Here is a 26405-nt window from a genome sequence, read left to right as displayed (position 1 = left end):
ACCAAGACTTTTTTCAAATTATTTTTAATGAATCCGCAACTACAAATGTACTCCCTCCGATGTACACAAAGTCATCTTCTTGAGAATCAGCAATAGCCGCGTTTTTTGCATCTAAAACCGAATCGAAAATTTTTATATTTTTTTTCTGAATTAAAAATAAATCTTTCAACTCATCCACCGGCATCGCTCTTTCAATACCCGGTTGACATAAGTAATATATGGCATCATTAGGCAATAGATCCAATATGGATTCCGCATTCTTGTCATTCACCATTCCAAATACAATTCTCAATTGATGATAATCCTCTTTTGAGACTTGTTCCATGGTATATATCAACCCTTCTTTATTATGCGCTGTATCGGCTACAATTAAAGGATTCTGTCCTAATATTTCCCAGCGACCTCTTAACCCAGTATTTCGAGCCATTTGTTCCACACCTTTTACCATATGGTTATTACTTACATCAAATCCAAATGCCCGCAACTCTTTTACTGCTACAACTGCTGTTTGCGCATTCTTTTTTTGATAATTGACCAATTGGGTTGAAGCTATCAATTCGGACTGTTCATCTGCAAACTGTATTGGCGCATTTTCTTCCTTTGCCTTCTGAACAAAAATATCTTTCACTTCCTCTTGCGTCTCTCCAATCACCACAGGAACCTCTGGTTTGATAATACCAGCCTTTTCCCATGCAATTTTTGGTAACGTATCTCCCAGGAATTGCATGTGATCATATCCAATATTTGTAATTACCGATACCAAAGGTTGAATCACATTCGTAGAATCTAATCTCCCTCCCAATCCTGTTTCAATCACCGCAATATCTACATCCTGATCAGAAAAATAAGTAAAAGCCAAAGCAACTGTCCATTCAAAAAATGAGGGATGAATATCTTCTAGTAATTCCTGTCTTTTCTCAACAAACTCTACAACATATTCTTCCGGGATCATTTTCCCATTCAATCGAATTCGCTCTCTAAAGTCTAATAGATGAGGTGACGTATATAATCCAACCTTATACCCTGCCTCTTGTAACATAGAAGCTACAAAATGCGATGTTGAACCCTTGCCATTTGTTCCTGCTATATGGATGGATTTAAACCCTCTTTCAGGGTTTCCAAGGCGCTTACATAGTTCAATAGTATTAGAAAGATCAGCTTTATAGGCAGCCTTTCCCTTGCGTTGGTACATAGGCAGCTGCGAAAATAAAAACGCAATTGTCTCTTGATAATCCATTAGTGAATTTGGAAGTCGTAAGTAATCTTACCTCTTTGTTCGATTGGCGCCCCATCCTTTGGTTGCCATTTTGTTTTATACGCTGCTTGTAATGCTTTCTGCGTTAAACATTCTGCAGTATTCGTAGTACCCTTACCAATTGAAGCATATACTACCTTGCCATTACGATCAACTTTGATATCTACGACTACCTTACCTTCTTCCTGACAGTTATACACAGGTTTAGGCTTTGTCAATGCGGCACGACCTCCTAATGAATAATTTCCATCTCCCTGACCACCTCCGGAATATGCTCCATCCGGACCACCATCAGTTTGTCCTTTATCCCCGGGTTGATCATCCGGACCATCACCACCTCCATTTGAACTTGGATTGTTTAGTTTATTGGCAATGGCCTCCATTCTTTTCCTTTGAGCTTCTTGCTCTGCTTTCTTTTTGGCTTCAGCCTCAGCAGCCTTTTCTGCTTCAATTTCCTCCGGAGTCTTTGTCTTTGGAACTTCTATTGCATCCTGAACATCTTGCGTTGCCACGTCAGGAGTACTTTCAGCAGGTTGTGCATCAACTGGCGGGACCACTTCTTCCACAGGATCCGGTTGTGGATCAGATTCTGTTTGTGCCACTTCTGGCTGGTTATCTCCACTTCCTACTTCCGAAGTACCAAAATTTACTGTTAACCCCTGTTCGGGGATTGGAACAGTATGAGTCAAACCATAGAAAAGAAAAAAACCAATAAGAATAGCGTGGAACAGTATTGTCCCAATCAGCCCTTCTCTTTTTTCTCTTTCTTTTGGTAATGCAATCATTATTTTCCTCTGGTAGCCAGTACCATTTGATATTTATTTCGATTCGCAATTTCCATTACAGAAACTACGTATTGTACATCCACAGTTTCCTCAGGACGTAATAAAAAACCTGGTTTTTCTTCGCCTTCTAACATCGATTGCAAAGTACGTTCCAATTGTTCAAACTTTACTTCACGTTGTCCAACGTAATATTTTAAATCTTTGGTAATCGAAACCGAAACCTGATTTTTTTTAGTTGTTCTCGTACTTCCTTTAGGGAGCAATACATCTACTCCATTAGGGCTAATCATTGTAGACGCAATAATAAAGAATACGAGTAGTAAGAATACAATATCCGTCATGGACGACATATTGAATTCCGGACTTACTTTATTTCTTCCTTTTACTGCCATGTCTTATGCTGGTTCTTGTAACATATCAATAAAACGAACGGATAATTCATCCATTTTATATGCTACCTTATCAATTCTACCTACTAAAATATTGTAGCCAAGGTATGCCACAATACCAATAACCAAACCTGCTGCAGTGGTTACCATTGCCTGCATAATACCTCCAGCCAATTGATTCAACTCCACACTATTTCCAGACGTGTTCATCTCATGAAAAGCAGCCATCATACCGATTACAGTTCCCAGGAATCCAATCATTGGTGCAGCACCAGCAATCGTTGCTTCCATAGACAATGATTGTTCTAACTTGGTAATTTCGAGCTTACCTTCATTTTCTATAGCTAAACTAATATCCGGCATGGGTTTACCTACACGCATTAATCCTTTCTCGATCATTCTTGAATATGGATTATCTACGTCTTTGCAAATTCTACGTGCATTTTCAATTTCACCTTTGAGAACAGATTCTTTTACACGATCCATAAAACTGGTATCCCCTTTAACTACTCTTGCCACAGATAAATATCTTTCAATGAAGATATATACTGCAACAATGGATAAAAACCCTAAAGGAATCATGATATACCATCCTCCTCCTAAAAGTAGACTCATGATTGATAAAGTCTCTTCGTGAGGCATTACATCAGCTCCTTCTGCTGCTGTAGTAATTTGTAAAAACAATCCTTGATTCATCATTTGATTAAATTGAGTTGATAACGTTTTTTAATACAATCTATTATAAAAATGTGTTTTCCAGGTAATAAAATAAAGCTCCAGCCAGGTATCCTGACAGCGCCAATAAACTGATACGTTTTAGATACCACATAAAATCTATTTTCAAGATTCCCATTACAGCAACACCTGCTGCAGATCCAATGATTAATGCACTACCTCCGGTTCCAGCACAATAAGCCAAGAACTCCCAGAATGGGTGATTTACCGGATATGCCAACCCAGGTTCGAATGGACCTACTTCATACATTCCCATAGCACCAGCTACCAATGGCACATTATCCACAATTGAAGATAATAAACCAATAATGACATTAATGGCATAGATATTTCCTTCCATAGAAACCTCTAACCAAGATGCTAAATCCAATAACTGACCCGCACTAGATAAAGCACCTACTGCCAATAAAATCCCCAGAAAGAACATTACTGAAGGTGTATCTACTTTTCTAATTACACCACTTACTGATAATTTCGATTTCGCTTGAATATTTTTACGTTTATGGATAATTTCTGTCACGGTCCACATCAAGCCTAACCCAAGTAAAACACCCATGAATGGAGGCATATGTGTAATGGTTTTATATACCGGAACAAATAATAAACTACCCACACCTAAAGTGAATACCAGATTTCTTTCTCCATCTGTTGTAATTCTTACATCATCACCATCTAATCGTTCTGGTCTTGCTACCTCACCTTTTAATGTGAATGTTAAAATCACTAATGGGACAATTAACGCAATCATCGATGGAATAAAAATACCAGTCACAATATGTCCTGCGGTAATATTTCCACCAATCCACAACATAATCGTAGTTACATCACCAATTGGAGACCATGCTCCACCCGCGTTTGCAGCCACAATGATCATTCCAGCAAACAACCATAAATCATTTTTGTCTTTGATCAATTTCTTTAACAATGCTGACATTACAATCGCTGTGGTTAAGTTATCCAACGCTGCTGAGAAAAAGAATGTGATCATACTTAGAACCCAGATCAACTTTACCTTATTCGCTGTTTTAATACGATCAGTAATTACGGCAAAACCATCATGTGCATCAATTACCTCCACGATAGTCATGGCACCTAATAAGAAAAATAAGATTTCCGCAATATCAATTACGTGATGCGAAAGTTCATGACCAATAAAATGATTAGTGATCATGTGTACATCTTCTCCCGATGCCATTATCGCATCTTTATCCGCAATCAAATACTCTGTAAATCCTTTTAGAAAGCCTTCAGAATGGGAATACAACTCCGCTACACTCCAGCCATAATCAATTCCCCAAATACTATCCGCTCCAAAAATTAATATCGTCCACACCAAAACTCCGGTTAACAGAGCAGAAGCGCCTTTATCAATGTGAATATTGTGTTCTAAAGCTATCAGTAAATAGCCTATTACAAATACTACAATCATTAACGTATACATATCAGCACTAAATTTTTATCTATTTATAATCTATTTTTTATGAAGCTTCAAAAAAACATTAATTAAACAAATCCAAAGATAACTTTCGACCATATTTAACAATGATTTTTAACAATACTTGTTAACATTGGAATATTAAAATATTCCCCCATAAAAATCCAGAATTTTAAGCTTTCCTATCCTGCAATTTTACCTGAGCTATGATCTTGACTTGCTCCGGTAACAGATTTTAAAACATTCACCTCTCCCCTTACTTTTAAGACGCCCAAAAAGGCAAAAATCAAAGCTTCTTTAAAGTCAACAATTTGATCTTCGGGCACGGTAATTTTAGCTGACGATTTCTCTTTTAGCTTTTGGATTAAATAGGAGTTAAATGCGCCTCCTCCGGTGATCATTAGGTTCTTTACATTATAACGTCTTAATACCTTATCAATTTGAATTACAATATGCTCCACAAATGTTCTTAAAACATCTTCAACTCTATAATGTGAAGTCAAAATCGGTGATACAAATTTCTCTACCCATTCAATACCAAGAGATTTTGGTATACCTGTATCATAATACTCAAGATCATTTAATTGAGACAATACTTCAGGTAATAATTTCCCTTTTTGTGCAAGTTCACCTCCTTTGTCATATTTCTTTCCTAGCTTCCTTGCGAAGTGATTCATGACAATATTCACTGGGCAGATATCAAACGCAACTCGTTGACCTTCCCATTCAAAGGAAATATTGGCAAAACCGCCTAAATTCAAGCAACTTTCGTATTCGTAAAAAATCATTTGATCCCCGATCGGGACTAACGGAGCTCCCTGACCTCCTAATAATACATCCTGAATTCTAAAATCATAGACCACCTTAGCATTCAACTCTTCAGACATTATTTCCCCGTTTCCAATCTGAACAGTAATACCTTCTTCCGGTCGATGATGAATGGTATGCCCATGGCTCGCAATAAAATCAACTTGCTTAATATCATTTTTTCTAATAAAAGTTTGAACCACATGAGCCAGCCATTCTCCGTATTCCAGATCAAGATTATTTAATTCTACATCAGTTAATTCACGTGCATTTCTCAGTTTATTCTCCCAATATTCATCATATCCCAGAGTTATTGCTTTTTTCAAGTCAAAACCCCATTTTCCATTTTGATATTCAAACTCACACCACGCCAGATCCAGTCCATCCATAGATGTTCCTGACATTAAACCTATAACACTATATTTCATAGAATAATTTGTTGATTTAGCTCATAGGAAATATCCATTGAGAAATCTTATTTTCGCAGCAAACAGAAATACGAAATTATAATTACAAAATAATGGATTTTCAATTAACAGAAGAGCAAATTGCAGTAAGAGATGCCGCACGTGATTTCGCACAGAATGTGGTGGCTAAAACAGTATTAGAAAGAGATGAAAGCCAAAAATTTGGAGCTGAAGAGATCCGTCAGTTAGGTGAACTAGGTTTTATGGGGATGATGGTAGACCCAAAATACGGAGGTAGTGGTATGGATACTGTTTCCTATGTTTTGGCTATGGAAGAAATCTCAAAAGTAGATGCTTCGATCTCAGTTGCGATGTCTGTGAACAATTCATTGGTTTGTTGGGGCCTTGAAAAATACGGAACAGAGGAACAAAAAATGAAGTATTTGGTTCCTTTAGCTTCAGGTCAGAAAATTGGAGCTTTCTGTTTATCTGAGCCGGAAGCAGGTTCTGACGCAACGTCTCAAAGAACAATGGCTGTTAGAGATGGTGATCACTACATCTTAAACGGAACTAAAAACTGGATTACAAATGGCGGTAGCGCTTCTACTTATATCGTAATTGCACAAACAAATCCAGAGTTAGGTCACAAAGGAATTAGTGCTTTTATCGTTGAAAAAGATATGGAAGGTTTCGTTGTTGGTGCTAAAGAAAACAAAATGGGAATCCGTAGTTCTGATACCCACACTTTGTTATTCAACGATTGTAAAGTTCCGGTTGAAAATAGAATCGGTGATGAAGGATTTGGATTCAAATTCGCCATGATGATTTTGGAAGGTGGTAGAATTGGTATTGCCTCTCAAGCTTTAGGAATTGCATCAGGTGCATACGAGTTATCTGTTGAATATGCTAAAACAAGAACAGCTTTCGGTAAACCAATTGCGGATCACCAGGCAATAGGTTTTAAATTAGCTGATATGGCTACAGAAATTGAAGCAGCAAGATTATTGTGTCTTCAGGCTGCATGGTTGAAAGACCAACATTTACCGATTACTAAAGCAGGTGCTATGGCCAAAGAATTTGCTTCTAGAGTAGCGATGCAAGTAACAGTTGAAGCCGTTCAGGTACATGGTGGTTATGGATACGTAAAAGAATACCATGTAGAGCGTATGATGCGTGATGCAAAAATCACTCAAATCTATGAGGGGACTTCTGAAATTCAGAAAATAGTAATCAGTCGTTCTGTTCTTAAAGAATAGTATTACAAAACTTCTTTAAAGGTTTCCAGACGCATACCTCTGGAACCTTTTAATAAAATTATCGCTCCTTCGGGGGCGATTTTTTTTATGTACACTTCAGCATCCTCTTTATTCTCAAATTTCTTCACATCAGAATTCACTCGAGTTTTCGCGTAGTTTTCCCCAACTAACAAAGCCTCTTCAAAACTTTTCTCCGCGACCAGTTTAGACATATTTTCATGCTCCTCTTCACTAAAACTACCTAACTCATACATATCACCCAGAATAACCCATTTAGCTTGTTGAGTTTGCATCTCTGAAAAACTGTTTACCGCTTGTTCTACCGAAGAAGGATTCGCATTGTAAGCATCCATGATCAAGGTGTTTTTGTCTGTTTTTAGAACTTGAGAGCGATTATTATCAGGCTGGTAATCTTTTAAGGCTTCTGAAATATTTTCTAATTTCACCTCAAAATACTTACCTATACAATAGGCTAGTTTAATATTATTGAAATTAAACGCACCGAATAGATTGGTTTCAATCTCCTGCCCCAACTCATCCTTAAATCTTAATAATGGATCAGAACCTAAAAAATCAACCGAAGAATATGCCTGAGACACCCCATAAGTAATTACCCGCTCTTCTTGTTCAACCATACTGACCACCAGTTCATCTGATAAATCTAAAAATATGGTTCCGGCATTTTGATTTAAATAATCAAATACTTCTTTTTTTGCTTCAATATTCCTTTCAAATGAACCAAACCCTTCCAAGTGATCCTTTCCTACGTTCGTTACGAAGCCATAATCCGGAGACGCAATTTCACATAAAAACTCCACTTCCTTAGGATGATTATCTCCCATCTCAATCAAAGCCATTTCATGCTTAGAGTCAATACTCAATAAGGTTAAAGGAACTCCAATATGATTGTTTAGATTTCCCTTTGTAAAAGCAACATTATACTTCTTAGATAAAACCGCATTTAGCAATTCTTTAGTAGTTGTCTTACCATTAGAACCGGTCACTGCAATAACTGGGATATTTAACTGTTTTCTATGATACTTAGCTAATTCCTGAAGCGCATTTAATACGTCATCAACCAGAATCGTTTTTCCTTCAATGTGATAATCTGAATTGTCAATAACTGCATATCTCGCTCCGGATTGAATCGCCTGGTCAGCAAATTTATTCCCATCAAAGTTTGCCCCTTTAAGAGCAAAAAACATACTTCCCTGTTCAATACTTCTTGTATCCGTATTAACAACTTTACATTCCAAATAAACTGAATAAAGTGCCTCTATCATTGCGTTATTATTTATCAAAGTCCAAATTTATACCATAAAAAAAGCCCCGCAAATGCGAGGCTTATAAGTTTGTTTCTAATTCTTATCTAGATCCTAATCCTGTTGGAGAACCTAAACGATCCATTGCACATCTAAATCCAATATGATCAGTAGATAATTCCTCATTTAAGAATCTTCTTGTACCTGGGTGTAACCAGTACGCTCTGTCTTTCCAGGAACCTCCTTTATACACTCTTGAATGGTCAGTCACCAAAGATGTCACACCATACTCATACATACCGTTTGTTTCTGTCCCCTCAACCTCAGCATCTTTCCAAACAGACTCGTTATATTGAGATTCAAAATCACCATCCAGATAATTAATATTATCAGCTCTTCTATAGTTTCTACGATCTTTTGCATCTGCAGCTTCAACATCCACATAGATCATTCTACCTAAAGAATCTTTTTCCGCAACATAACCATCTTCATCTCTTGCAATCTTCTTATAAACATTACCTCTAAAAGATCTAAAATCAGACTCATCTTCTGAAGTAGCCGCACGATATACGTCCATCACCCACTCATTTACGTTACCAGCCATGTTATAAAGTCCATAATCATTTGGCCAATATTGATATACTGGAGCTGTAATATCTGCATTATCATTTAAAGCACCTGCAAGTCCCATGTTATCACCTCTACCTCTTTTGTAGTTTGCTAACATAGCCCCCATATACGCATCTTCAGGATTACGCATTGCATGACCATTCCAAGGCCATTGTCTTCCTTCTAACACATTTTCACCGAATGAATTTCCAATCAATCCATATGCCGCAAATTCCCATTCAGCTTCGGTAGGAAGTCTGTATTTTGGTAATAAAATACCATCTTCCATTTTTACATTTCTGTATCCCGGACTATTCGGACCATCCCAATCTACCCCATCAGTATTCTTATCTCCTTCATACTGTCCATATAAATACGCATCAGTATTAAAGTTATCATCAGAAACTTGATTTGGATTGTGATTGTAAAAACCTTCGCGAATCATGATTTGCTCATTCACACGATCAGTTCTCCATGCACAAAATTCAGTTGCTTGTTTCCAACTTACACCAACAACCGGATAATCTCTGGTAGCCGGGTGACGTAAATAATAATCTACGTAAGGCTCGTTATAAGCCAACTTATCACGCCATACTAAAGTATCTGGTAAAGACGCTTCGTAAACTTCCGGATAATCATCCTGATAAATTCTCTTTACCCAGTACATATATTCTAACCAGTCCAGATTACGAACCTCGGTTTCGTCAATATAAAAAGAAGAAACAGAAACACGTCTTGGTGTATTTTCCCAATTGCGCATTACATCATCGGTTACCCTACCCATAGTAAAGGTACCACCTTCGATTAACACTAAATTAGGACCGGTTTCTTGCTCTACAAACGGAGCCTTCTGAAAATCACCATTTTCTTTGTTATCATAATCCCATCCTGTAACCGCAGATTGCTCATAATTACAAGAAGCCATTATCAAAGAAACAGCAGTTAAAGCTAATATTGTCTTTTTCATCATGCTTGTTTTAGTACGCTATAACGCAGTTGTAAAATTAATATTTTAATTTTCACTACCAAGTTGGACATGGCAGCTTACGAAGTCTACGTTTTTTCTTGTGACATTTAAGTTTTAATCCTAGCGACAACTCATGTGCGCCACCTGTAGAATTATTTAATTTCGAAACTGTTATATCGTAACTATATCCAAATTTAAAATCGTCATTTTGTAATCCTACCAATATAATCATTGCATCACTATTCAATGTATTAAATCGATACCAGAATCCAACTGTAAAGACACTCATTCGTCCATACATACCCATATTGAATTGCTGAGATTCTCCTTGCTGCATATAAATTACATTAGGAGAAATAGACCCTTCATCCGGGTGTCTTTTGTCTATAGCAAAAGTTGCTCCAGCTTGAAAAGTGTACTTTCTATATAATACTGCATCATTCAATCCAAAGAAACTCTCTACCGGCTGTGCCAGGTGATGTACAGAACCACCAATAAACCAATCATGGCTATATAATAACATTCCCGCAGAAAAATCAGGAGCATTCACACTTTCATCTCCAAAAGGTTCATTTGTAGAATATACAAAGCCATATCTTGGATCAATCATATCTCCAAAAGTCAATTGATCCCATTCCAAAGATTTTTGCCAATACGCTCCCTGGGCTCCAAATTTCAAAGATAAATCTCTATTGATTTCTAAAGTATAAGCATAGGATAACGAAACATTGAATGTCTTGATTGTATTATTTCCTGCATTATCCTGATAAATCTGCAAACCTAATCCACCCTTTAAAAAATCAACATATTGGTCGGCTGAAAGACTATAAGTTGTAAATCCACCTGGTAACTTTGGCCACTGATTACGATAGTTTAAGACAACACGTGGACAAATCTCAGAACCTGCAAAAGCAGGGTTTGTGTACAACGGATTAGCATAAAATTGCGAAAACTGAGGATCCTGCGCGAAAGACCTCGACACAAGTCCAAACACCAGCAATAACGCCAAAGTGATGTGGAGTGTTTTATTTTTAAGCATATCTATTTTGTGTTGCACGTGGCAAGTATAGCGAATTATTTTTACTTGTGAAACCAGAATTTCAGCTCAAATTGATCTTTGGCAATATTTAAACTATACTTTCGTTTTCAGACCACATATTAAATTGTGATAATTAATTTAAAGACAAAATAAACTATAAGATGAGAAAAATATTGCTCAATTTCCTTATTCTTTTCGTGGCTGCAAGTGCATTTGGACAGTTGTCCACCATCGATAGATCTTTAAATAAACGAGTAGATATCAATTGGTTAAACCCAATAACTTTTAAAGATTTTGATGAATCTGATATCACTTTATTACAATTTGACCATGCAACTTTCAACTTCCCCTACGATTCATTACCTCTATTTTCTAAAACCATTTTTTTACCTTCTTCTGCGAATAATGCTCAAGTAAATATTAATATAGAATCATCCGAACCTCTTTCTTTTGAAGAACAATCTGCACTACTAAATAAAAATATTCCTTATAAAGTAGAATCTAAATCTCAGGTAACGTGGTATCGTAAGAAACCTATTGTAACCATTTCATTCAATCCGCTTTATAAGAATCCGGCTACTGGTGAAATTTATAAAGTCACTTCATTTTCTTATGATATTACTCCAACAAATGAAAGAAGCAGCACAGCGGCTCAAATGAACTTTAAAGTTAATTCTGTGTTGAGGTACGGTGATTGGGTGAAAGTTGGTGTTACTCAAGATGGTATATATCAAATCACGTATAGTGAGTTACAATCTCTGGGGATTAATGTTACTGATTTAAAATCTGATCAAATACGAGTTTTTGGAAATGGTGGAGGACACTTACCTTTTAATAATTCAAAACCCAGATTAGATGATTTAGAAGAAAACGCCATCGAAGTGGTTGATGGTGGCGATGGTATTATCAATTCAGGCGATTACATCCTTTTTTACGGACAAGATCCACACCGTTGGAAATATGTAAATAATCGTTTCAATCACGTAGTTCATTTATTCTCTGATACCACATATTATTTTATCACTCGAGATTATGAAATTGGACAACCGAAAAGAATCGCAAAGCAAAATGTTACTGCTTCTCCTGATTTAACTGTAAATTCATTTACAGATTTTCAATATCATGAGGTTGACTTACTCAACTTTGTTAAATCTGGACGTAACTGGTATGGTGAAGCTTTCGCATTTAATAAGGATCAATCTTTTAGTTTTTCATTTCCAAACGCTATCGGATCTACTGCTGAAATCAAATCTAATATGGCCTTTCGTGTTATTGGACGTGCATCTACTTTCGCTTTTAGTGTAGGCGGGACAAATATTCTGAATATTTCTCATCCGGGAGTATCTGGTGGTTATTATGCGGACTATGCTGCTATTGTAGCTGGTAGAAATAATTTTAATGTTCCATCTGACAATTTTGATGTTCGAATTCAATTTAGCGATCAAAGTACCTCTGCAAATGGGTGGCTGGATTATATTGAAATCATCTGTGACCGTCAGTTAACTATGGTCGGAAATCAAATGCCTTTTAGAAATATTCAATCCCAAAGCGCGAATATTATCCAGTATAATATGACCGGATTGAATGGCCATCGCATTTGGAATGTAACAAAACCAACGGAAGTCAATGAGGTGACTGTTACCGCAAATAGCTTTAAGGCCTCTGGTGGACAAATCAATGAATTTGTAGCCTTTAGTAATTCAAACTTTTTGAAAGTTAAGAACTTTGGTAAAGTGGCCAACCAAGACCTTCACAGTATCCAATCTGCAGATTATGTTATTGTAACACACCCAGATTTTATTAGTCAGGCGAACCAACTTGCAAATTTTCATAGAAACAATAGTAATCTAAACACGGTGGTAGTGACTACACAGCAACTTTACAATGAGTTTTCTTCTGGAAGTCAGGACATTACTGCTATCAAATCGTTTAATAAAATGCTTTATGACCGAGCAGGAAATGATCCATCAAAAATGTTGAAGTATGTTTTGCTTCTGGGAGATGCTTCTTATGACTATAAAAATCGCCTTCCGGGTAATACCAACTTTGTACCTGCATATCAATCCTGGAACTCTCATTCCCCATTAGGATCCTATGTAAGTGATGACTATGTCGGTTTTTTAGATGATAATGAAAGTGATCAGCTCTCCTCTACTTTGGATATTGGTATTGGTCGTATCATGGTTAACAATACTACCCAGGCGCAGGATGTAATCAATAAGACCATCCATTATATGTCTAGTCCATCTTGCATGCGTCCCTGGAGAAATCGTCTCACTTTTATAGGAGATGATGAAGATGGAAACGTTCATATGAAACAATCCGACTTTCTGGCCACAAAGATTGATACCACATATCCTAATTATAACATTAATAAAATCTATCTGGATGCATATCAACAAGTCAGTAATGCCGGAGGAAGTACTTACCCGGATGTCAATATTGCCATTGATAAAGCTACCGAGAAAGGTAGTAAAATCATCAATTATGTGGGACATGGTGGAGAATTGGGTCTCGCACACGAGCGAATTCTGGGACTAACTCAAATCAAAGGTTATCAAAATCTAGACGCCTTAGCATTATATGTTACCGCTACGTGTGAGTTTAGTCGATTCGATGACCCGGAGAGAACATCAGCCGGAGAGTTCACGTTATTAAACCCAGAAGGTGCAGCTATGGGCTTATTAACCACCACCAGACTGGTTTATTCTTCTCCAAATTTTGAATTAACGCAAAAATTCTTTGCGGTGGCTTTTGAAAAAGTAGATGGGGAATGGCCACGGTTAGGAGATCTTCTAAGAATTTCAAAAGTTGGAGGATCAAATATTAATTACAGAAACTTCTCTTTACTGGGAGATCCTGCGGCTCAAATGTCATATCCTGAACATGTGGTTCAATCCACTTCGGTTCCTGACACCATTAAATCACTCCAAAAAGTGACCATTTCAGGTATTGTTACAGACCAGTTCGGGCAAAAACTGGAAAATTTTAATGGTGTGGTTTATCCAACTATTTACAGCCAAAGAAAAAAACAGTCCACATTAAACAATGATGGACATGGGGTTATGGTATTCGAAACGCAAAACAATGCGCTGTTTAATGGAAAAGCATCTGTAAAAAACGGAAACTTCGAGTTCTCTTTCATCGTACCAAAAGACATAGATTTTAAATATGGTGCCGGAAAAATTAGTTATTATGCTGAAAATGGCATTACTGATGCCACTGGGAGTGATGAGACTTTCCAAATTGGTGGTAGAGATGGAAATCCTGACGCAGATAAAGTGGGACCGACTATCAACTTGTGGATGAATGATGAGTCTTTTGTTATGGGAGGTATGACAGATGAAAATCCAATGATTTATGCCAAAGTATTCGATGAAAACGGAATTAATACTGTAGGGAATGGAATTGGACACGATATCGTTGCGATTATTGATAACAATACGGCTAACTCTCTAATCTTAAATGATTATTATGAGTCCGATCTCAACTCCTATCAAAGAGGCACCATATCTTATAATCTAAATAACTTATCAGAAGGTAAACATACACTAAGATTAAAAGTTTGGGACGTTTATAATAATTCCAGTGAAGCCGAAATTGAATTTTATGTAAGTAAATCGGCAACCTTTAATATTGATCACGTTCTAAATTATCCAAATCCATTTACTACCAATACTGACTTTTATTTTGATCACAATGCATTAGGTCAACAACTGGATGTACGTATTCAGATTTTCACAATTAGTGGAAAGCTGGTTAAGACCATTGACCACATTGAGCAAGGTGACAGCTATAGAGTTGGTCCTATTAACTGGGATGGTAGAGATGAATACGGAGACAGAATAGGTAAAGGCACCTATGTTTATAAGGTAAAGGTTACCAATAGTTTTGGCCAAACAGTCGAAAAATTCGAAAAAATTGTCATTCTATAATAACATCCTTTAAAAAGTGTCGTTTATCTCTCTATATTTGCCAGACTATATATTATCTATATAATGAATTCGAAAAAAATAGTTTTTATTCTATCAGCTGTACTAATCAGTTGCTATTCAGTTGAAACATTTGGGCAAGATCAAAGACAAAATCCAATTACTACAGCTGTACCATTTTTAACCATCAACCCTGATGCTAGACATGGAGCTTTAGGTTCGGCCGGAGCAGCAACAAGTCCTGATGTATACGACAATTACCACAATCCAGCGAAACTTTCTTTCATAGAAGAAGATGCCGTTTTAGGTCTTTCATATACCCCATGGTTATCCACTCTGGTTCCTGGAATTAGTTTATCCTATTTAACGGGTGTTAAAAAAATCGATAAAATGTCTGCCATTGGTGGGTCATTAAGATACTTTACTTTGGGAGAAATTCAATTTACGGATGAGTTTGGAAACCCAACCATTTCGCATCAACCTAATGAATTTGCATTAGATGGTGCTTATTCTAGAAAACTATCTGAAAGATTTTCCATGAGTATTTCATTACGATTTATTTATTCGAACCTTACAGGTGGTCAAAGCGTTGGTGGAGCAGATACTAAAGCTGGGCTAGCTGTCGCTTCAGACATTTTCTCTTATTATCAAAACGATGATATCAGTGTTGGAGATAAAGATGCTACATTAACTTTTGGAATGGGAATTTCCAACATTGGAAATAAAATGGCCTATTCAGATATCAATCAACAAGATTTTTTACCTCAAAACTTTAAGTTTGGTAGTGGCTTAACTATTCACTTGGATGATTATAATGATTTTGCGATCGTTTTCGATATGAATAAATTATTAGTTCCTACCCCTCCTATTTATGGAAAGGTGGGTTCTACCAATCAAATTGTTGCGGGAAAAGACCCGAATAGATCTCCTGCAAACGCTATATTCTCAAGTTGGTCTGATGCACCGGGAGAACCGTTAAAAGACAATAGCGGGAATTATATCTTAAATGCTGATGGAATGGCTGAAATCGAGTCAGGAAGTGTACTAAATGAAGAACTTCGAGAGTTGTACTTTGGTTTCGGTATGGAATATTGGTACAATAAAGTATTTGCTGCCCGAATGGGATATTTTGCGGAACATGACACAAAAGGGAACAGAAAATACTTATCCTTCGGAGTTGGATTAAAATACAATGTATTCGCTATGGACATTGCCTATTTGGTTCCTTTCTATATTGGTAGTCAAGTATCTTATGGACAATCTCCATTGGCTAATACGCTACAATTCACCATGTCGTTTGCCTTCAACAAAAATAAATCATCAGGTAATAGCGACTCCTCAAGCTCTACAGACTCCTTTTAATTATAAGGAGAATCTGAAAAAATTAGACGCACCTACATTCCTAAATGCGAAATAAAATCAAGCATATAAGTGAGATTGAAGAATTTGACCATTTGGACGAATTATCTAATAAGCAGCAATTGCTTGTTTCCAAAGCATCTGCAGCATTAGTCTCTTCCTATTCACCATATTCCGGATTTAGCGTGGGTGCTGCTGTTGAGTTATCCGATGGCACCATTGTTATTGGAAGTAATCAGGAAAATATTGCGTACCCATCTGGCTTATGTGCTGAACGAGTTGCGCTATTCTCTGCCGGCACCAATTTCCCCGATCAGGAAATCAAATCAATCGCTATTGTTGCTAAAAGTATTCATGGTAATGTAACAGATCCTGTAACTCCATGTGGTGCCTGCCGCCAGGTTATGATAGAATTTGAAAGCAAACAGTCGAATCCTATTTCTGTTATTATGATGGGAAATGAAGGAAAAATATGGGTCAGCGAATCTGTAAATAACCTGATTCCTTTTTACTTTTCTTCCCCTCACGTAGGCCGCATAAAATAAGGTCTTTTTCATTTCTTTATTTTAATCGCATTCCATCTGTTCAAGAAGAGTTTTAAATACTTCTTTTGTATTAAATTTGCGCCCTGATAATTTGAATACAGATGGCTAAACGTAAATCAACTAAATTACCTTTTACGAAAGAGCAGTATCTTAAGTGGTACGAGGACATGCTTCTTATGCGTAAAATTGAAGAAAAAACCGGACAACTTTATATTCAACAAAAGTTTGGCGGTTTTTGTCACCTTTATATTGGTCAGGAAGCTGTTGTAGCTGGAACCGTATCTGCAACTCAAGAAGGAGATAAACATATCACAGCATATAGAGATCACGCACATCCAATTGCTCTTGGAGTTCACCCAAAATATATGATGGCCGAGCTTTATGGTAAAACAACCGGAATGTCTAAAGGTAAAGGTGGTTCAATGCACATGTTCCATAAAGATACCGGATTAATGGGAGGTCATGGAATCGTTGGCGCACAAATCGCTATGGGTGCAGGCATTGCTTTTGCAGAGCAATACAAAAACACAGGAAAAATCTGTATCACATCTATGGGAGATGGTGCAGTTCGTCAGGGAATCTTACATGAGACTTTCAACATGGCGATGAACTGGAAACTTCCTGTGGTATTCGTAATTGAAAATAACAATTACGCTATGGGTACTTCTGTAGATCGTACCACAAATGTTAAAGATTTATCGGTTATTGGAGCGTCTTACGAAATGCCTTCAAAGTCTGTTGATGGAATGAAAGTAACAGAAGTTCATGATGCAATGGCATGGGCAGCTGAACATGCCAGATCAGGAAAAGGGCCTGTATTGTTGGATATCAAAACTTATCGTTATAAAGGACACTCTATGAGTGATCCACAAAAATATAGAACCAAAGAAGAGGTAAACCAGTATAAAGAACAAGATCCAATCTTGTTTGTTAAAGACATACTTACTTCTAATAAACTTATAACAGAAGAACAACTTTCTGAAATTACTGACCGTGTAAAAGCTACAGTTGAAGAGTCAGTTAAATTTGCTGAGGAGTCTCCGGACCCGGTAGCTTCTGAATTGTACGAAGATGTTTATGTTGAAGACAATTATCCATATATGATGGATAATAAGTTTTAAATTATTTTACTATGGCGGAAATTATTAGAATGCCGAAGTTAAGTGACACCATGACTGAGGGTGTTGTTGCAGAATGGCATAAAAAAGTAGGAGATAAAATAGAATCTGGTGACCTTATCGCAGATATCGAGACAGATAAAGCAACCATGGAATTCGAATCTTTCCAGGACGGTGTTTTACTTTATATCGGTATTGAAAAAGGAAAAACCGCACCTGTTGATTCCATCTTAGCAATTCTTGGTGAAGAAGGAGAAGAATATCAATCATTAATTGACAATGATACTCTTCCTAGTGCTGCAGAAGAAAAAACAGAAGTAGTTGCTGACAGTAAAACTGAAACTGCTACTGCTCCAATTGCTACTCCAGCTGCCGAAGCTCCTAAAAACAACGTTCAACCTATCGTGAATGATGGTGAATTTAAAGCTTCTCCTTTAGCTAGAAAATTAGCAAACGAAAGAGGTATTGATTTAAATACCGTATCTGGTTCTGGAGATAATGGACGTATCGTAAAAGCAGATATTGATAATTATCGTGCACCTGGTGCAAACTCATATAAAGGGTCTGTTGCAACAGTTGTCGGACAAGAATCCTATAATGAAGTTCCTACTTCTCAAATGCGTAAGACCATTGCACGTAGATTATCAGAAAGTAAATTCTCTGCGCCTCATTTCTATCTAACAATTGAAGTAGATATGGATAATGTGATTGCGGCAAGAAAAGCTGTAAATGCTGCTCAGGATACAAAAGTTTCTTTCAACGACTTTGTGGTTAAAGCTGCAGCTGTAGCGTTGAAAAAACACCCGGGAGTTAATTCTTCGTGGTTAGGCGATAGTATTCGTTATAATGAGCATGTGAATATTGGTGTAGCAGTTGCTGTAGAAGATGGACTTTTAGTTCCTGTTGTAAGATTTGCTGATACTAAATCATTACCGCAAATTTCAACTGAAGTAAAAGAACTTGCAGGAAAAGCAAGAGACAAAAAACTTCAACCTCAGGAATGGGAAGGAAACACTTTCTCTATTTCTAATCTGGGAATGTACGGAATTGAATCCTTCACTGCGATTATCAATCCACCTGATGCTGCAATTATGGCCATTGGAGGGATTATTGAAAAACCAGTTGTAAAGAATGGTCAAATCGTACCGGGACATAGAATGACCGTAACTCTTTCTTGTGATCACAGGGTGGTTGACGGAGCAATGGGTTCCGAATTCTTGAATACTTTCAAAGCAATGTTAGAACAACCAGTTCTAATGATGGCTTAATACAACAATAACAACATTACAAGAGGCTAACTATCACATGATGGTTAGCCTCTTTTTTTTATCCTATTTTAGCATCATGGGTCATTATTTAATCAAAACATATCTATTCATTTTCACCTTGTCCATTTTTTCAGCAGATGTCACAGGACAATATAATTTCTATGAATTAGCACCACTTCCGGAAGCAATTAGTAATAATGCAGTATGCGGAGCTATCGTCAACAACCAGAAATACGTTTATACTTTCGGAGGAATAGATACATCTAAAGTACACTCTGGAATTCACAATAGATGTTACAAATACGATGTTCAAAATGATAGTTGGTCTACCCTTCCAGACTTACCCAGTTCACCTACACGCATTGCATCCGCAGCAAGTACCATAAACGACATTATCTACATTATTGGTGGTTATCATGTTTTCCCAAATGGGCATGAAGAGTCCCACCCATTGGTTCATCGATTCGATACAAAAGCGGATACTTTTTTAACGAATGGAGCTCCACTTCCTAAATCAACTGATGATCACGTACAGGCCGTATACAAAGACAGTCTGATATTTGTAGTCACAGGCTGGAGTAACACAGCAAATATTGCCAATGTCCAAATTTATAATCCTCAACTAGACACATGGCTTATTGGCACACCTGTTCCCAACAACCATTTATATAAATCCTTTGGTGCCTCAGGAGAAATTATAGGTGATACCATATACTATTTTGGTGGAGCCAAAATGGGAAACAATTTCCCTATTCAAATTCAAGTGCGAAAAGGTTATATCAACCCTAATAACGTTACTCAAATCACCTGGTCGCTTGATACTATCGATCAAGATTTAGAAGGCTACAGAATGGCTGTATCTTCTTACAATAATTCCATCCGTTGGATTGGTGGCTCCAACCATACATATAATTACAATGGTATAGGCTATGCAGGTAATATTCCGGTGGAACCCAATAGACGTATCCTTACCTACTACCCGCATTCGGACTCATGGGACACCACATCATTTCATTCTATTAACATGGATTTTCGAGGAATCGCCACTTTTGGATGTGATATGATTTTGGTAGGCGGTATAGATAGTTCTCAAACAGTTAGTACACGAACACTACATTTAGAATGTTTATCCAACTCGATACCCAAAACCGATGCTTCTAAAACTCAAGGTTCATTATACCCAAATCCTTCTGATCAATATTTCAAATTAAGAGACTTATCTCCTCATCTTCAAATATCCATTTATAATATGGATGGGCAGATTCAATTTAATGGAGTCATTTCTCCAAACGAAAACATTCGTGTATCACACTTACCTTCCGGATTATATATCGTGGCTATCACATCCGAAGAAAACACACACATTGAAAAGCTAATTATACAGCATAAAAAAAGCGATTAGTTACCTAATCGCTTTTCCATTACTATATATTCAGTTTTAATAAAACTCAATCACGTAAGGCATTCTGGCTTGAATCCCTTTCATATTCTGAACATTGTCAATTATATTAAAGTACTTATAACTATCGCCAAACGTACTCTTTAGGTATTTCACTGACATTTCACTTTGTAAGTTTTTAATAAACTCATCAATCGGATCTTTCAACTCTGGTAATTCTTTCAATTTATAACCATCCAAATTCGCCTGCTCAACCGCATATGCGATTGCATCATCCAATCCTCCGATTTCATCTACCAAACCAATTTCCACTGCATCTGCACCAGTCCAAACTCTACCTCTGGCAACTTCATTTACCTGCTCTTTGGTCATCCCTCTTCCGGCTGCCACCTTAGATATGAAATCATCGTAAATATCTATAATAGACTCATTAATTACATCATACGCTTCCTGATCTAATTTTGATACCCCGTTAGGATATTTCGAATGCGTATTGGTCTGTTCTGTTTCAAATATGATTCCCAATTTATTCTTAAAGAATTTCTCAGTAACCGGCATCATTCCAAATACTCCAATTGATCCTGTGATAGACGTTTCACTCGCATAAATCTTATCCGCACCACATGATATAAAATAACCTCCAGAAGCTGCTAAATCACCCATAGAAACAATAAATGGCTTCTCTTTTTTAGCTAATTCAGTTTCTCTCCACATCACATCCGATGCCAAAGCACTTCCGCCAGGTGAATTCACGCGTAATACGATCGCTTTTACATTTGTGTCCAATCTGGCTTTCTTAATCGCTTTTGCAATAGACTCAGAGCCCATAACCCCATCACTATTCTTCCCAGATCTAATCTCTCCCTCAGCATAAATCACCGCAACTTTTTTTGTATCCTTTCTTGACACACCTTCTTTTCTGGTCTTTGCCTTCTTTTTCTTATACTTTGAATAGGTAACGAAATGCATATCCTTTTCTTTTTCCACTTCTACCAAATCCAAAATTTCAGCAATTACTTCATCTCTGTACTTCAATCCATCTACCAAACCAAGTTCCTCTGCCGCCTCTGGGTTTCTAATTGTTAAAGAATCTGCATACATATCTAATTTTTCAACTGAAATACCTCTTTGCTTAGAAATACCTTTTAGCCAATGTCCCCAAATAGAACTTAAATATGCTTGAATTTGCTCTCTATTTGCATCGCTCATCTTATCTGCAGTAAAAGGCTCCACAGCACTCTTGTAAATATTATTTGGGCCCTTGATTGCTTGCATTTCGATATCCATTTTCTCAAAAAGACCTTTCATATACATAATATTCGTAGCCAAACCTTTAAACCAAATATTTCCTTCAGGATACAAATACACTTTATCCGATACAGATGCGATATAATAACCTCCTTGGGAAAAACTCTCTCCAAAAGTCACAACCCACTTTCCAGATTCCTTAAAATCCAATAAGGCATTTCTTACTTCTTCTAATTTTGACAATCCTCCAGGGAAACCATCCAATTCAATAAATATCCCTTTGATGTTATCATCTGTTGCAGCATACTCTATGGACTGAACAATATTTCTCAAACTCATCTTAGACTCAGTGGAGAAAGGACCTAAATCCATATTTTCAAAAGGATTATTTCCCGCTCTTTCGCCAATTTGCTGGTTAAACTTCAAATGATATACTGAATTGCTTTTTACGACTACTTCTTTATCATTAGGTTTCAACTCATTCTTAGCCGTATTAATAATGGCAAATATTCCTCCAAAGAATAATGCCAATAAAACACCTCCGGCTAGTACAAAACCAACCATAGAGGCAAACACATATTTAAAAAATTTTCTCATAGGACATTTATTTTCTACAAAAATAGATTGCTTAATCATTCCTATTACGAGAATTACATCAAAGGTGCCCCAATTAGATTAACGGATAATTTAACAAAGATTCATATGGTGTGATGTGCATAACTTATCCAAACCGAACCCCATAGGATTCTAATTTCATCAATTCAAAATCTACATTTGCCAAATGGATAATCAGCATCATAATGTACACCTTCTATTAGGAGGAAATCTGGGAGCAGTTGAAACGACTTTTCAGAAAGTAATCCATGAGCTAGAGGCATTAGAATGTAAAATTATCAAGTCCAGTGGATTATATGAAAGTCCTCCCTGGGGATTTGAAGCTGAACAATCATTTTTGAATCAGGTACTTCTGATCTCCACTTCTCTATCACCTCAGGAATTACTAAAAACCACACAAATAATCGAGAATAAACTTGGAAGAACTCGAGATATAGAATCCAAAGGATATACATCACGGAATATCGATATAGACATTCTATATTATGACGATATAACTCTTGAATTAAATCATTTAAAGATCCCACATCCTCAGATTCAAAATAGAAGATTTACACTTTTACCTTTGGTTGAAATTAGCTCAGGCTTTATGCATCCCATATTTCAAAAATCTAATAATGAGTTATTAGAAATATGTAATGATCACAGTACAGTAACAAAGAAATGAATACGAAGTTTATCTGCATAGAAGGAAATTTGGGTGCTGGAAAAACCACTCTGGCTAAAAAGTTAGCATCAACTTTAGAAGTAAAGCTGATTCTTGAAACCTTTTTAAACAACCCTTTTCTAAAAGGATTGTATGAAAATAAAAAGGACAATAAGTTTCCAGCCGAAGTTTTTTTCTTAATGGAAAGGTACGAGCAGTTAGCTCCTGAACTTTTTGAGAAAAACGAGTTAATCATTTCCGATTACCTGATCGATAAAACAAGTTTATTCGCTAAAACCAATCTGGAAGATAAAGAACTCATTTTGTTTCAAAGAATTTTTGAAACAGTAAAAAAACAGATCCCGCGACCGGATGCTTTGATCTATATTGATCAAACCCCTGAAGAAGCACTGGAACATGTACAATCCAGAGGTCGAAAACTTGAAACTAACGTTTCTTTAGACTATTTAAAATTTATTGACCAACAGTACCTTAAACTCATTAATCATTCGAGCTTTAAAATCCCTATGTTCAGGGTACAAGCCAAGGATTTACGACTCGATTTCAATGGCTCTATTCATAAAATAATTGACTTTTTAGTTAAAGAACGTTTATTGTTGGCTAAAACTCAATCCAAATTAACACTTTAATACTCCATATTCCATTTGGTTTTGAGCTATAATACAATAGTTTTGCACACGATAAATTCAATCACAAATAATTATATAAAATGAAACTATCAATTTTAAGAAACATTTCAATTGCAGTTATTGCCGTTATGGCGATTGTAGCCTGTAACCCATTGAATAAAATGGAGAAGAATGCTGAGACTGCAACTTATAAGGCAGCCCCTAACCCATTGGAAATGCACGGAGATTCGGTGGCTGTAGTTATTTCAGGAAAAATCCCAACGAAATATCTAGCTAAAAAAGCGGCTATTCGCGTTACTCCTGTTTTTGAAGCAAACGGAACAGTAGTAAAATCTCTTGATCCTTTCGTATTGGTTGGTGAAGGTGCTGACTTTGAAGGAAAGAAAATTAAATTTGAAGAAGGTGGTTCATTTTCATTCGATTATAAGTACGCTTATGAAGACGGTATGGAAAGAGGTGTCTTAAAAGCTAAACTTGAAGGTTTATTCAAAACTAAAACTAAAGAGATTGGCATGTTTGATATCGCTGAAGGAACAAACATCACTCCAAAATTAGTTCAAAGTGATGATAAACCAATTTTAGGAAAAGATGCTTTCCAAAGAATTGTTCCTTTCTCTGAAAACGCTGAAATCATTTATACTATTCAATCTACTACCGTAAGAAGTTCTGAATTAAACAAAGAGGAAGTAAAAGCACTATTGGCAAACATTAAAACAAATGCGAAAGACACGACTATCGTATTTAAAGGAATGACTGTTCAGGCATACGCTTCTCCAGATGGTGAATTAACTAAAAACGAAAGCTTAGCTGATAACAGAGCAAAAACTGCAAGTTCTGCCGTATCTCGTCAATTAAAGAGAAATAAAGTTGAAGCAGCGAAATCTGAAGACTTCTTTAACTTAGAAGGTAAAGGTGAAGACTGGGCTGGTTTCAAACAAAAAATGCAAGCTTCTGACATTGAAGACAAGCAATTAATCATCCGTGTTTTAGAAATGTACTCTGATCCAGCTAAACGTGAGGCTGAAATCAAAAACTTATCTGAAACTTATGTTGAGGTTAAAGAAAAAGTACTTCCTCCATTAAGACGTTCTCAAATCGTTTTAAACATGGAAAAAGTAGGACGTTCTGATGAGCAAATTATGGCCGCATTCAAATCTGATGCTTCTGTACTTAGCGTTGAAGAAATCCTTTATGCGGCTACTTTAACAAATGATTTAAATGAGAAATTAAACATTTATACAAAAGCTGCTGAGCTTTATGCTTCTGATTGGAGACCAACTAACAATATGGGGTATATCTATTTATTACAAAATAAATTAGGTGAAGCTGAGTCTAACTTCAATAAAGCTAAAGCAATCCAGGCAACTCCTGTTGTAATGAACAACTTAGGTGTTATCGCTAGATTAAAAGGTGATAGAGCTGCTGCTTTAGAAGCTTACCAAAAAGCAAATGGTGCTGGAAATGAAGTGAACTACAACATGGGTATCTTAAACATCATGGACGGAGATTATTCTTCTGCTGTGAACAACATGGGTTCATTCAAAACATTAAACCTGGCATTGGCTCAAATTTTAAATGGAAATGCTGAAGCTGCTTTAGCTACCATTGATGCAAGTGAAGATGCTACTTCTGCTGAAGCATATTACTTAAAAGCAATTGTTGGCGCAAGAACTGATAACAACGACTTAATGATGAAAAACCTTAAGTTAGCTATCAACAAAGACAATTCTCTTAAAGAAAAAGCTTTAAAAGATGTTGAATTTATCAAAGCAGATTTATCAAGCTTATAATATTTAGTCTTGAAGATATTGAAAGCCGGAGAAGTTTCTCCGGCTTTTTTATTTCATAAATATCTGTTGAGCTTAAACTTTTCTTATTCTATCAAATCGCTATATTTGTTAGCTAAATTTTATAAAATGAAAAAGACTATACTATTCCTTGGTGTTATTGCAATTGCAAGTGTAACTTCTAGCTGTCAGAAATGTGCGACATGTACGTATAATGACGCAGAGAAAGGTACACTTACAAGTGAAGTTTGTAGTTCAGGTAATGCATATAAAACTGCCATTGAGGTGCATGAGGACAATGGCTGGTCTTGTGCGGCTAAGTAATATACTTACGCATAGCCTCCCATAATACGATACCGGCACTAACAGAAATATTAAATGAGTGTTTAGTTCCGAATTGTGGAATTTCAAGTACATAATCGGCTTGAGAAACGATTTCTTGATTTACACCGAACACTTCATTACCGAAAATAAAAGCAGTTTTTAGACTGCTTTTTTTGTTTAGGTCTTGCAGCTTGACCGTTTCTTCTGCTTGCTCAACTGCAACAATTTCGTACTCTTCCTCTTTTAATTGAGCAACTGCCGTTTGAATATCTTCATAATACTCCCAATCTACAGTTTCTGTTGCTCCTAATGCTGTTTTATGAATCTCTTTATGTGGAGGTTGTGCAGTTAAACCACATAAGATTACTTTTTCGATTCTAAAAGCATCTGCTGTTCTAAATACAGACCCTACATTATGTAAACTTCTGATACTATCCAGAACAACAATAATTGGATGTTTTTCCGTAGTTTTATACGTGTCAACATCTAATCTATTTAAATCCGTAGTTTTTAACTTTCTGTTCATAACTATTCCAAAATCCCAACAAATTGCAATGAATCAATAGCA

22 protein-coding genes are annotated in these 26405 nt (G+C 36.5%); 11 read left to right on the top strand and 11 right to left on the bottom strand.

From position 1 onward, the window contains the following. Positions 1 to 13: 13 nt before the first annotated feature. The 6 genes from KFE94_10700 to KFE94_10675 form a co-directional block, all read right to left on the bottom strand. On the bottom strand, positions 14 to 1237 hold the full coding sequence (locus KFE94_10700) for a bifunctional folylpolyglutamate synthase/dihydrofolate synthase (GenBank protein ID UTW65147.1): 1224 nt from the start codon (positions 1235 to 1237) through the stop codon (positions 14 to 16). Continuing rightward, a complete protein-coding gene (locus KFE94_10695; GenBank protein UTW65146.1) occupies positions 1237 to 2040 on the bottom strand; it encodes a TonB family protein in 804 nt (267 codons plus the stop codon). The genes KFE94_10700 and KFE94_10695 overlap by 1 nt, the downstream gene beginning before the upstream one ends. Next, positions 2040 to 2432, bottom strand: coding sequence for a biopolymer transporter ExbD (locus tag KFE94_10690; GenBank protein ID UTW65145.1), 393 nt, complete (start codon positions 2430 to 2432; stop codon positions 2040 to 2042). Before KFE94_10690 ends, KFE94_10695 begins: the two co-directional genes overlap by 1 nt. A 3-nt stretch (positions 2433 to 2435) precedes the next feature. After that, entirely contained in the window at positions 2436 to 3128 is a 693-nt protein-coding gene (locus KFE94_10685) for a MotA/TolQ/ExbB proton channel family protein (protein UTW65144.1), read from the bottom strand. 40 nt (positions 3129 to 3168) lie between these two features. Then, a complete protein-coding gene (gene nhaD / locus KFE94_10680; GenBank protein ID UTW65143.1) occupies positions 3169 to 4605 on the bottom strand; it encodes a sodium:proton antiporter NhaD in 1437 nt (478 codons plus the stop codon). Positions 4606 to 4781: 176 nt separating this feature from the next. Then, positions 4782 to 5834 carry an anhydro-N-acetylmuramic acid kinase gene (locus KFE94_10675; protein ID UTW65142.1) on the bottom strand — a complete coding sequence of 351 codons (1053 nt, stop codon included), beginning with the start codon at positions 5832 to 5834 and terminating at the stop codon, positions 4782 to 4784. Between the two features lie 92 nt (positions 5835 to 5926). Here KFE94_10675 and KFE94_10670 point away from each other — a divergent pair, with 92 nt between their 5' ends. Further along, complete coding sequence (locus KFE94_10670) at positions 5927 to 7069, top strand: acyl-CoA dehydrogenase (GenBank protein UTW65141.1); 1143 nt, start codon at positions 5927 to 5929, stop codon at positions 7067 to 7069. Between the two features lie 2 nt (positions 7070 to 7071). Here the strand turns inward: KFE94_10670 and KFE94_10665 are convergent, their stop codons facing one another. The 3 genes from KFE94_10665 to KFE94_10655 all read right to left on the bottom strand — a co-directional run bounded on the left by KFE94_10665 (position 7072) and on the right by KFE94_10655 (position 10946). Next, complete coding sequence (locus tag KFE94_10665; GenBank protein UTW65140.1) at positions 7072 to 8352, bottom strand: UDP-N-acetylmuramoyl-tripeptide--D-alanyl-D-alanine ligase; 1281 nt, start codon at positions 8350 to 8352, stop codon at positions 7072 to 7074. 82 nt (positions 8353 to 8434) lie between these two features. After that, positions 8435 to 9907 carry an SUMF1/EgtB/PvdO family nonheme iron enzyme gene (locus KFE94_10660; GenBank protein UTW65139.1) on the bottom strand — a complete coding sequence of 491 codons (1473 nt, stop codon included), beginning with the start codon at positions 9905 to 9907 and terminating at the stop codon, positions 8435 to 8437. Positions 9908 to 9962: 55 nt separating this feature from the next. Further along, complete coding sequence (locus KFE94_10655) at positions 9963 to 10946, bottom strand: type IX secretion system membrane protein PorP/SprF (protein ID UTW65138.1); 984 nt, start codon at positions 10944 to 10946, stop codon at positions 9963 to 9965. A gap of 161 nt (positions 10947 to 11107) precedes the next feature. On the opposite strand from KFE94_10655, the gene porU reads away from it, so the two are divergent. The 6 genes from porU (at position 11108) to KFE94_10625 (ending at position 20570) form a co-directional block, all read left to right on the top strand. Continuing rightward, positions 11108 to 14881, top strand: coding sequence for a type IX secretion system sortase PorU (gene porU / locus KFE94_10650; GenBank protein UTW65137.1), 3774 nt, complete (start codon positions 11108 to 11110; stop codon positions 14879 to 14881). A 63-nt stretch (positions 14882 to 14944) separates the two neighbouring features. Beyond that, complete coding sequence (gene porV / locus KFE94_10645) at positions 14945 to 16240, top strand: type IX secretion system outer membrane channel protein PorV (protein UTW65136.1); 1296 nt, start codon at positions 14945 to 14947, stop codon at positions 16238 to 16240. 44 nt (positions 16241 to 16284) lie between these two features. Continuing rightward, positions 16285 to 16782, top strand: coding sequence for a cytidine deaminase (locus tag KFE94_10640; GenBank protein UTW65135.1), 498 nt, complete (start codon positions 16285 to 16287; stop codon positions 16780 to 16782). A 101-nt stretch (positions 16783 to 16883) separates the two neighbouring features. Further along, on the top strand, positions 16884 to 17903 hold the full coding sequence (gene pdhA, locus KFE94_10635; protein ID UTW65134.1) for a pyruvate dehydrogenase (acetyl-transferring) E1 component subunit alpha: 1020 nt from the start codon (positions 16884 to 16886) through the stop codon (positions 17901 to 17903). Positions 17904 to 17914: 11 nt separating this feature from the next. After that, a complete protein-coding gene (locus tag KFE94_10630; protein UTW65133.1) occupies positions 17915 to 19168 on the top strand; it encodes a pyruvate dehydrogenase complex dihydrolipoamide acetyltransferase in 1254 nt (417 codons plus the stop codon). 76 nt (positions 19169 to 19244) lie between these two features. Beyond that, the gene (locus KFE94_10625) at positions 19245 to 20570 is read left to right on the top strand and encodes a T9SS type A sorting domain-containing protein (GenBank protein ID UTW65132.1); all 1326 of its coding nucleotides are present in this window, start codon (positions 19245 to 19247) and stop codon (positions 20568 to 20570) included. 36 nt (positions 20571 to 20606) lie between these two features. Here KFE94_10625 and sppA read toward each other — a convergent pair whose 3' ends face one another. After that, the gene (gene sppA, locus KFE94_10620; GenBank protein UTW65131.1) at positions 20607 to 22412 is read right to left on the bottom strand and encodes a signal peptide peptidase SppA; all 1806 of its coding nucleotides are present in this window, start codon (positions 22410 to 22412) and stop codon (positions 20607 to 20609) included. 184 nt (positions 22413 to 22596) lie between these two features. Here sppA and folK point away from each other — a divergent pair, with 184 nt between their 5' ends. The 4 genes from folK (at position 22597) to KFE94_10600 (ending at position 25837) form a co-directional block, all read left to right on the top strand. Continuing rightward, positions 22597 to 23097 carry a 2-amino-4-hydroxy-6-hydroxymethyldihydropteridine diphosphokinase gene (folK, locus tag KFE94_10615; GenBank protein ID UTW65130.1) on the top strand — a complete coding sequence of 167 codons (501 nt, stop codon included), beginning with the start codon at positions 22597 to 22599 and terminating at the stop codon, positions 23095 to 23097. Further along, positions 23094 to 23726 (top strand): deoxynucleoside kinase, encoded by a 633-nt coding sequence (locus KFE94_10610; GenBank protein ID UTW65129.1) that lies wholly within the window; start codon positions 23094 to 23096, stop codon positions 23724 to 23726. The genes folK and KFE94_10610 overlap by 4 nt, the downstream gene beginning before the upstream one ends. Positions 23727 to 23806: 80 nt before the next feature. Continuing rightward, positions 23807 to 25516, top strand: a complete 1710-nt coding sequence (locus tag KFE94_10605) for a hypothetical protein (protein ID UTW65128.1) — start codon at positions 23807 to 23809, stop codon at positions 25514 to 25516. 126 nt (positions 25517 to 25642) lie between these two features. Then, positions 25643 to 25837, top strand: coding sequence for a hypothetical protein (locus tag KFE94_10600; protein UTW65127.1), 195 nt, complete (start codon positions 25643 to 25645; stop codon positions 25835 to 25837). Here KFE94_10600 and KFE94_10595 read toward each other — a convergent pair. After that, positions 25830 to 26363, bottom strand: coding sequence for an RNA methyltransferase (locus KFE94_10595; protein UTW65126.1), 534 nt, complete (start codon positions 26361 to 26363; stop codon positions 25830 to 25832). The two genes, KFE94_10600 and KFE94_10595, sit on opposite strands and share 8 nt — an antisense overlap. Positions 26364 to 26405 lie beyond the last annotated feature (42 nt).

The organism is bacterium SCSIO 12643, assembly GCA_024398135.1.
In the GTDB taxonomy this organism is placed as follows: Bacteria; Bacteroidota; Bacteroidia; order Flavobacteriales_G; family Salibacteraceae; genus CAJXZP01.
Note: the sequence above shows the minus strand (reverse complement) of the source record. Positions and strands in the feature narration are given on the sequence as shown.